This window comes from Stenotrophomonas sp. AGC87 (assembly GCF_057333975.1).
Map to the genome: position 1 here is coordinate 1 of NZ_JBHFHW010000009.1, position 8,404 is coordinate 8,404.

9 protein-coding genes are annotated in these 8,404 nt (G+C 65.8%); 4 read left to right on the forward strand and 5 right to left on the reverse strand.

What is annotated here, in order from left to right:
• Positions 1-99 precede the first annotated feature (99 nt).
• Positions 100-366 (forward strand): putative signal transducing protein, encoded by a 267-nt coding sequence (locus tag ACE026_RS03600; RefSeq protein WP_102789560.1) that lies wholly within the window; start codon positions 100-102, stop codon positions 364-366.
• Between the two features lie 30 nt (positions 367-396).
• On the forward strand, positions 397-1,050 hold the full coding sequence (gene msrA / locus ACE026_RS03605) for a peptide-methionine (S)-S-oxide reductase MsrA (RefSeq protein ID WP_486037992.1): 654 nt from the start codon (positions 397-399) through the stop codon (positions 1,048-1,050).
• A gap of 97 nt (positions 1,051-1,147) precedes the next feature.
• Here msrA and ACE026_RS03610 read toward each other — a convergent pair whose 3' ends face one another.
• The 5 genes from ACE026_RS03610 to ahpC form a co-directional block, all read right to left on the reverse strand.
• Entirely contained in the window at positions 1,148-2,110 is a 963-nt protein-coding gene (locus tag ACE026_RS03610; RefSeq protein ID WP_486037901.1) for a transaldolase, read from the reverse strand.
• A 52-nt stretch (positions 2,111-2,162) separates the two neighbouring features.
• Positions 2,163-2,570, reverse strand: coding sequence for a nucleoside diphosphate kinase regulator (gene rnk, locus ACE026_RS03615; protein WP_019182413.1), 408 nt, complete (start codon positions 2,568-2,570; stop codon positions 2,163-2,165).
• A gap of 138 nt (positions 2,571-2,708) precedes the next feature.
• Positions 2,709-3,665, reverse strand: a complete 957-nt coding sequence (oxyR, locus tag ACE026_RS03620) for a DNA-binding transcriptional regulator OxyR (protein WP_486037903.1) — start codon at positions 3,663-3,665, stop codon at positions 2,709-2,711.
• Between the two features lie 91 nt (positions 3,666-3,756).
• Entirely contained in the window at positions 3,757-5,349 is a 1,593-nt protein-coding gene (ahpF, locus tag ACE026_RS03625) for an alkyl hydroperoxide reductase subunit F (RefSeq protein ID WP_486037905.1), read from the reverse strand.
• A gap of 151 nt (positions 5,350-5,500) precedes the next feature.
• Positions 5,501-6,064 (reverse strand): alkyl hydroperoxide reductase subunit C, encoded by a 564-nt coding sequence (ahpC, locus tag ACE026_RS03630; RefSeq protein WP_121044636.1) that lies wholly within the window; start codon positions 6,062-6,064, stop codon positions 5,501-5,503.
• 427 nt (positions 6,065-6,491) lie between these two features.
• Between ahpC and prmC the strand changes: the two genes are divergently transcribed.
• Entirely contained in the window at positions 6,492-7,340 is an 849-nt protein-coding gene (gene prmC / locus ACE026_RS03635; RefSeq protein ID WP_486037994.1) for a peptide chain release factor N(5)-glutamine methyltransferase, read from the forward strand.
• Positions 7,341-7,442: 102 nt separating this feature from the next.
• The gene (gene pip, locus ACE026_RS03640) at positions 7,443-8,387 is read left to right on the forward strand and encodes a prolyl aminopeptidase (RefSeq protein WP_179460820.1); all 945 of its coding nucleotides are present in this window, start codon (positions 7,443-7,445) and stop codon (positions 8,385-8,387) included.
• The last annotated feature ends 17 nt before the right edge of the window (positions 8,388-8,404 follow it).

The following is an 8,404-nucleotide window of genomic DNA, read 5'->3' on the forward strand; positions in this document are numbered from 1 at the left end:
CACTACGGGATCCGGCTGCACCTGGAAGATGACCGCCGCGGGTCGGGACGCCTTCAGTCCCCGGGCGTATGCTGGGCCCATGCCCTCCGGAGCCCACCCATGCACGTGATCTACCAGGCCGACAACCTGTTCGACGCCCATCTGGTCAAACACGCCCTGGAGGACGCCGGCATCCCCGCTTTCGTCTTCGGTGAATCGCTGTTGGGCGGCATGGGCGAGCTCCCGCTGTTCGGCGTCCTGCGCGTGTGCGTCCCCGATCTGGCCCGTCCCGAAGCGGAAGACATCGTCGCCCAACTGGACTTGGGCGCGGCCCCGGACGACCCCATATTCGACGGAGACGAAAGCGCCGGCCTGTTGCCGGCCTAGGAGAACGCCATGTTGGGTATTGGAAACGGTGTGTTGGGCATCGGCGCCTTCAAGCAGCGCCTGCCGCGCCCGGAAGAAGCGTTGCCGGGCCGCGACCAGCCCCTGCCGCTGCTGCACAACCAGCATTACGTCAACAGCCACCCGCTGAAAGACAGCTTCACCGGCCTGGAGCGGATCCGTTTCGCCATGGGCTGTTTCTGGGGCGCGGAGCGCAAATTCTGGACCATCCCCGGCGTCTACTCGACCTCGGTCGGCTACGCCGGCGGCGTCACCCCGAACCCCACCTACGAAGAAGTCTGCTCCGGCCTGACCGGGCACACCGAAATCGTCGAGGTCGTCTACGACCCCGCCATCGTCCCCCTCGAGCGCCTCCTCCAGGTCTTCTGGGAAAGCCACGACCCCACCCAGGGCATGCGCCAGGGCAACGACACCGGCACCCAGTACCGCTCCGCGATCCACGCCACCAGCCAGGCCCAGCACGACGCCGCCCTGACCAGCCGCGACGCCTACCAGCAGCGCCTCAACGACAGCGGCTACGGCCCCATCACCACCGATATCGCCTTCCCCGCGCCCGAGTACTACTACGCCGAGGACTACCACCAGCAGTACCTCGCCAAGAACCCCAACGGCTACTGCGGCATTGGTGGTACCGGCGTCAGCTGCCCCATCGGCGTGGATGCCTGATACCCCAGAGCCGACCAACGGTCGGCTCCTGCAGTTCCAAACAAAAGACCCCGCATGAGCGGGGCCTCTTGTCGTGCAGCCATCCAACCGCCAGCGCTTACAACCGCTCGCGGATCGTCTGCCGCAACGCCTCCAGATCCTTGGCGAACGCATCGATACCGCTCGCCAGCTTCTCCGTTGCCATCGGATCGGCCGCCAGATCCGCCGCAAACCGCGCCCCATCGATCGGCGTCACCTGTACAGACTCGGCCGCACCGGCCACCAGCCTGCGCGGCAGCTCGCCATGATCGGCGTCCAGCTTCTCCAGCAGATCCGGCGAAATCGTCAGGCGATCGCAGCCTGCCAGCGCCTCGATCTGCGCCGTCGAACGGAACGACGCGCCCATCACCACCGTCGGCGAACCGCGGCGCTTGAACTCGGCATACACGCCGCGCACGAACACCACGCCCGGGTCGTCATCGATGCTGGCCGGTGCCTGGCCGTTGGCCACGTACCAATCCAGGATGCGGCCCACGAACGGCGAAATCAGGAACGCCCCGGCCTCGCTGCAGGCCAAGGCCTGGGTCGGATTGAAGATCAGCGTCAGATTGCAGTCGATCCCTTCGGCCTGCAGCTGGCGCGCCGCTTCCACGCCTTCCCAGGTTGCCGCGATCTTGATCAGCACCTTGCTGCGCGGCACGCCGGCCGCGTCGTACATGGCGATGAACTGGCGCGCCTTGGCCACCGTGGCCGCGGTGTCATGCGCCTGGTCGGCATCGACCTCGGTCGAGACCCGGCCCGGCACCAGCGTGCTGAGCAGGGTGCCCACGCCCACGGTCAGCCGATCGGCTACCGCGTGCACGATGGTCTCGCGCTCACCCGCCTGCTCGCGGCCCCAGGCCAGCGCGCTCTCGATGAGATCGGCATACACCGGCAGGTCCAGCGCTTTCTTCACCAGGGTGGGGTTGGTCGTGCAGTCGACCGGCTTCAAGCGCTTGATCGCCTCGTAGTCGCCGGTATCGGCAACCACCACGGACAGATCACGCAGCTGGGAGAGTTTGGACAGCGAAACGGTGCTCATTGCAACTCCTGGGACGAAACGGTGGAACCTGCGCGGATCGCAGCAGGCAGGGTCAGGCGTGGGGCTGGTGATGGACGGCGGTCACCCGCAGGCGCAGCTTGCGCCCGCCCGGTGCCACCCAATCCATGGTCTGGCCGATCGACAGGCCGAGCAGGGCGGTGCCCACCGGTGCCAGGATCGATACCTTGCCCTGTTCAACATCGGCTTCACGCGGATAGACCAGCGTCAGAACATGCTTTTCGTTCTGCAGCTCATCTTCGCACTCTACGCGCGAATGCATCATGACGGTGCCCTCGGGAACCTGGTCCGGCGCCACAACGGTCGCGCGGTTGAGTTCCTCGGCCAGGGCGATCCCGGCGGGGGTCTGGCTGACGGCGGGAGACTCGAGCATGGCATCCAGGCGGTCCATGTCGTGGCTTGAAACAATGATCGAAGGGGGCAGTCCGCTGGAAGTGGACATGGTGTAGCTCCTTGCGTTTGTGGAAGACCCATGCAAAAAGGCGGCGCCTGCTGGCACCGCCTCGTTCTATTGTGCTGACAATCGTAGACGGATGCGACCCGTCCGGCGTATCGGCCCCGCCGGCCGGTTCAGCCAGGCTCAGCCGGCGCGTGGAAGCGGCATGGCCGCGACCGCCGGGACATCGGTCGACTCCAGTGCGAACAGGCCCTGCGGCAGCCGTTTGAACTGCTGGGCCAGTTGCTCCAGGAAGCCGGTCATCGCCGAACTGCGGCGCCAGGCCATCGCGATGCGGCGGCTGGGACGGTCATCGCCACTGAAATCCAGGAGGCGGATGTTGTCCGAGCGCGGCACCGGCGGCTTGACCGAGAGCGTCGGCAGCAGGGTGATGCCCACATCGGCGGCCACCATCTGCCGCAGCGTTTCCAGGCTGGTCGCGCGGAACTCCGATTTTTCGTTGGCACCGAACAACCGGCAGACCGCCAGCGCCTGGTCGCGCAGGCAGTGCCCGTCTTCGAGCAGCAACAGCTTCTGCGAGGACAGTTCCTGCACATCCAGATGCTGGCGGCGCGCCAGCGGGTGCTGCTGGGAGACCGCCAGCAGGAAGGGCTCTTCGAACAGGAACTCGGCGTGCAGCTGGTCATCATCCAGCGGCAGTGCCAACAGGGCGGCATCCAGCTTGCCCTCGCGCAGGCGGGTCAGCAGCTCGTCGCTTTTTTCCTCGACCAGCAGCAGTTCCAGTTGCGGGAAGCGTTCGCGGATGTTGGGGATCACATGCGGCAGCAGGTACGGCCCCAGCGTGGGGAAGATCCCCAGCCGCACCGTGCCGGCTTCCGGATCGCGACTGCGCCGCGCGGCTTCTTTCATCTGCTCCACCTCGGCCACGATGGTGCGGGCACGCGCGGCGGCTTCCACCCCGGCCGGGGTGAGCATGACCTTGCGCGGAGCGCGCTCCACCAGCGGCAACCCCAGCTCGTCCTCGAGCTTTCGGATCTGGGTGGACAGGGTGGGTTGGCTGACGAAGCAGGCGGCGGCCGCCTTGCCGAAATGGCGGTGGTCGGCCAGCGCCACCAGATACTTCAAATCACGTAGGTTCATTTCCTTGGACCTCTAACGGTAATGGACCGGGTGATGGCGTGGCTTACCCAGCAGACAGACAAGGTTCCCGGCGAACCGGGAACCGGACGTTTCAGGCAGCTTCGGCGACAGCGCCGCTGCTCTTGGGAACGGAGGTACGGATCAGGTGATCAAAGGCGCTCAGTGCCGCAGTGGAACCGGCGCCCATCGCGATGACGATCTGCTTGTACGGAACGGTCGTGCAATCGCCTGCGGCGAAGACACCCGGCACGCTGGTCTGGCCGCGGTCGTCGATCAGGATCTCGCCACGCGGTGACAGGGCCACCGTGTCCTTCAACCATTCGGTATTCGGCAGAAGACCGATCTGCACGAAGATGCCTTCCAGTTCCACCCGGTGCGAATCGCCACCGACGCGGTCCTGGTAGACCAGGCCCGTCACTTTCTGGCCATCGCCCAGCACTTCCTGGGTCAGGGCGCTGGTGATGATGGTGACGTTGCCCAGACTGCGCAGCTTCTTCTGCAGTACTTCATCGGCCCGCAGTTTGTCATCAAATTCCAGAAGGGTCACATGCGTCACAAGACCCGCCAGATCGATCGCCGCTTCCACGCCGGAGTTGCCACCGCCGATCACCGCCACGCGCTTGCCCTTGAACAACGGACCGTCGCAATGCGGGCAGTACGCCACGCCCTTGTTGCGGTACTGATCTTCGCCGGGCACGTTCATCTGGCGCCAGCGTGCACCGGTGGACAAGATGACCGAGCGCGACTTCAGCGACGCGCCGTTCTCCAGTTTGATCTCGACCAGGCCGTCATCGCCGGCGGGCACCAGCGCGGTGGCGCGCTGCAGGTTCATGATGTCCACGTCGTACTCGCGCACATGCTGTTCCAGCGCCGCGGCCAGCTTCGGACCTTCGGTTTCCTTGACGGAAATGAAGTTCTCGATCGCCATCGTATCCAGCACCTGGCCACCGAAACGTTCAGCGGCAACACCGGTGCGGATGCCCTTGCGTGCGGCATAGATCGCCGCGGCTGCACCGGCTGGACCACCGCCCACCACCAGCACATCGAACGGGGCCTTGGCGCTCAGCTTTTCGGCATCGCGCTTGCCAGCGCCGGTGTCGAGCTTGGCCACGATCTGCTCCAGCGTCATGCGGCCTTGATCGAACACCTCGCCGTTGAGGTACACGGTCGGCACGGACATGATCTGGCGTGCTTCGACCTCGGCCGGGAACAGGCCGCCATCGATCGCCACGTGCTGGATACGCGGGTTCAACACCGCCGCCAGGTTCAGTGCCTGGACCACGTCCGGGCAGTTCTGGCAGGACAGCGAGAAATAGGTTTCGAAGCGGTACTCGCCCTCCAGATTGCGCACCTGCTCGATCAGCTCGGCGGTGGCCTTGGACGGGTGACCACCGACCTGCAGCAGCGCCAGCACCAGCGAGGTGAACTCATGGCCCATCGGCAGGCCCGCGAACACCAGATGGATGTCCTGGCCCGGCGTGGTCAATGCGAAGGAGGGCGTGCGCGCGTTGCTGTCGCGACGCACGTCCAGGCTGATCTGCGTGGAGAGCGTGGTCAGCGTGTTCAGCAGCTCGAGCATCTCCTGCGACTTGGCGCCGTCATCCACGTGCGCCGTGATCTGGATCGGACGGGTGACACGTTCCAGATAGGTCTTCAGCTGGGACTGGAGGTTGGCATCCAACATCGAAAAACTCCTTGAATCAGGCAAGGGGGCAGCGTCGACGCACCCCGCGGGTGCATCTGCGCGACATGGGGGTGAACCGAAACCGGCGCGTGGGGCACCGGCTTGGGTTCACCCCCATCCCCGGCGGGCGGGGATGGGGATGAGGAGCGGCTTAGATCTTGCCGACCAGGTCCAGCGACGGGGTCAGGGTCTTTTCGCCTTCCTTCCACTTCGCCGGGCACACCTGGTTCGGGTTGGCGGCGGTGAACTGGGCAGCCTTCAGCTTGCGCAGGGTCTCGGAGACGTCACGGGCGATCTCGTTGGAGTGGATCTCCAGGGTCTTGATCACGCCTTCCGGGTTGATGATGAAGGTGCCGCGCAGGGCCAGGCCTTCTTCCGGAATGTGCACGCCGAAGGCGTTGGTCAGCTGGTGGGTCGGATCGCCGACCAGCGGGAACTGGGCCTTGCCGACGGCCGGCGAGGTTTCGTGCCACACCTTGTGCGAGAAGTGCGTGTCGGTGGTGACGATGTAGACCTCGGCGCCGGCCTTCTGGAACTCGGCGTAATGATCGGCGGCGTCTTCAATCTCGGTCGGGCAATTGAAGGTGAACGCGGCCGGCATGAAGATCAGCACGGACCAGTGACCCTTCAGGGTGCTGTCGGAGACCTTGATGAACTCGCCATTCTGGTAGGCGTTGGCTTCGAACGGCTGGATCTGGGTGTTGATGAGCGACATCGTTGTTCCTCTTGGTGAAGGGGGTGGGTGAAGCGACCAACACAGGTTAGCGGCTCCATTCCCATAAGGACAATCCATTGATTGCATCTATACGATAGTCATAGACTATCAAAATGGCCTGATCCTGCGATGAATGGTGATGGCCAGATCTGTCAGAAACGTTGCAGCACAATGCCCAGAGCGCCGGGACGTGTGATCAGTGCAATAGCTTCTGCATATCCGTTGCGAGGGAAAGCTGAACGATCGCAGGCAACGCAGTGTCGATACGGCCCGATGTCAGCCGGAAATCGATAGTGCAGATGCATGAATATGTGAGTTGCCATGCCTTGATTCAATCATGCTGCCGGTCGCGGACGGCCGTCACGCGTAACCGGGGCGCAGGGGGCGGTGCACTACACTGCGCGCCCCGATGTTGCTCCGTCCCGCCATGACCGCCACCCCGCCACATGTCCGCCAGTTGCTCGCCGATGCCGCCACCCGCCTGCCCGGCGTGGAAGGCCGGCACGAAGCGGAACTGCTGTTGCTGCAGGTGCTGGAACGCGAGCGCAGCTGGCTGTTCGCGCATGCCACCGATCCGGTCGAGCCGGCGGAGGTGGCGGCGTTCGAGGCGCTGCTGGCCAAACGCCTGGCCGGTGAGCCGGTGGCGTACCTGCTGGGCCGCCGCGGCTTCTGGACGCTGGATCTGGAGGTCAACCCGGCCACCCTGATCCCGCGCCCGGAGACCGAACTGCTGGTCGAGCTGGCGCTGACACGGTTGCCCGAAGCTACCGCCTTGCGGGTCGCCGACCTCGGCACCGGCAGTGGCGCGATCGCGCTGGCGCTGGCCAGCGAACGCCCGCAGGCGCAGGTGGTCGCAACCGACCTCAGCGCGGCGGCCCTGGCGGTCGCCTCGCGCAACGCGCAGCGCCACGCACTGGGCAACGTCCGCTTCCGGCAGGGCGCGTGGTACGCACCGCTGGCAGGCGAGCGCTTCGATCTGATCGCCACCAATCCACCGTACATCGCCAGCGACGACCCGCACCTGGCCCAGGGCGACCTGCGCTTCGAACCGGCCACCGCGCTGGCCTCCGGCCTTGATGGGCTGGACGACATCCGCCAGATCATCGACGGTGCGGCAGCGCACCTGCGGCCCGGCGGCTGGTTGCTGATCGAGCACGGCTGGGACCAGGGTGAGGCGATCCGCACCCTATTGCAGCAGGCCGGTTTCCAGTCGGTCGCCACCGAACGTGATCTGGAACAGCGCGACCGGGTGAGCCTGGGCTGTCTGCCCGCGTAACCGCGTGCCGGCCCTGCGGCGAGGCCGAGGCTAGAATGACCTGTCCACCGGGCCGCCGCGCAGCGTGATGCGGCGACTGTCATTCCACATGGAGTTCCTGTCATGCGTACGCTGTATCCCGCCATCACCCCTTACGACGTCGGCACCCTGAAGGTCGATGACCGCCACACGCTGTACTTCGAGCAGTGCGGCAATCCCGACGGCAAGCCGGTGGTGATGCTGCACGGTGGCCCGGGCGGCGGTTGCAGCGACAAAATGCGCCAGTTCCATGACCCGGCCAAGTACCGGATCATCCTGTTCGACCAGCGCGGTGCCGGCCGTTCCACGCCGCACGCGGACCTGGTGGACAACACCACCTGGGACCTGGTCGCGGACATCGAGACGCTGCGCGAGCACCTCAAGGTGGATCGCTGGCAGGTGTTCGGCGGCAGCTGGGGCTCGACCCTGGCGCTGGCCTACGCGCAGACCCACCCGCAGCGCGTGACCGAGCTGGTGCTGCGCGGCATCTTCATGCTGCGCCGCTGGGAGCTGGAGTGGTTCTACCAGGAAGGCGCCAACCGCCTGTTCCCGGATGCGTGGGAGCACTACCTCAAGCCGATCCCGGCCGTGGAGCGCCACGACCTGATCTCGGCCTTCCACCGCCGCCTGACCAGCGACGATGAAGCCACCCGCCTGGCCGCGGCCAAGGCGTGGAGCGTGTGGGAAGGCGCGACCAGCTTCCTGCACGTGGACGACGACTTCGTGAACAGCCATCAGGACCCGCAGTTCGCGTTGGCCTTCGCCCGCATCGAGAACCACTACTTCGTCAACGGTGGCTTCTTCGAGGTGGAAGAACAGCTGCTGCGCGACGCGCATCGCATCGCCGATATCCCCGGCGTGATCGTGCACGGCCGCTACGACGTGGTCTGCCCGCTGCAGAGCGCGTGGGAGCTGCACAAGGCGTGGCCGAAATCGACCCTGGAGATCAGCCCGGCCTCGGGCCACTCCGCGTTCGAAGCGGAGAATGTCGACGCGCTGGTGCGGGCGACGGATCGTTTCGCGGGTTGATGGGGGTGGGGGGGGCC

Bases quoted from the DNA above. Each gene is read 5' to 3' on its own strand.
- ACE026_RS03600 (WP_102789560.1), top strand. From the start codon at position 100: ATGCACGTGATCTACCAGGCCGACAACCTGTTCGACGCCCATCTGGTC.
- ACE026_RS03610 (WP_486037901.1), bottom strand. From the start codon at position 2,110: ATGAGCACCGTTTCGCTGTCCAAACTCTCCCAGCTGCGTGATCTGTCC.
- rnk (WP_019182413.1), bottom strand. From the start codon at position 2,570: ATGTCCACTTCCAGCGGACTGCCCCCTTCGATCATTGTTTCAAGCCAC.
- oxyR (WP_486037903.1), bottom strand. From the start codon at position 3,665: ATGAACCTACGTGATTTGAAGTATCTGGTGGCGCTGGCCGACCACCGC.
- ahpF (WP_486037905.1), bottom strand. From the start codon at position 5,349: ATGTTGGATGCCAACCTCCAGTCCCAGCTGAAGACCTATCTGGAACGT.
- ahpC (WP_121044636.1), bottom strand. From the start codon at position 6,064: ATGTCGCTCATCAACACCCAGATCCAGCCGTTCGAAGCCAACGCCTAC.
- prmC (WP_486037994.1), top strand. From the start codon at position 6,492: ATGACCGCCACCCCGCCACATGTCCGCCAGTTGCTCGCCGATGCCGCC.
- pip (WP_179460820.1), top strand. From the start codon at position 7,443: ATGCGTACGCTGTATCCCGCCATCACCCCTTACGACGTCGGCACCCTG.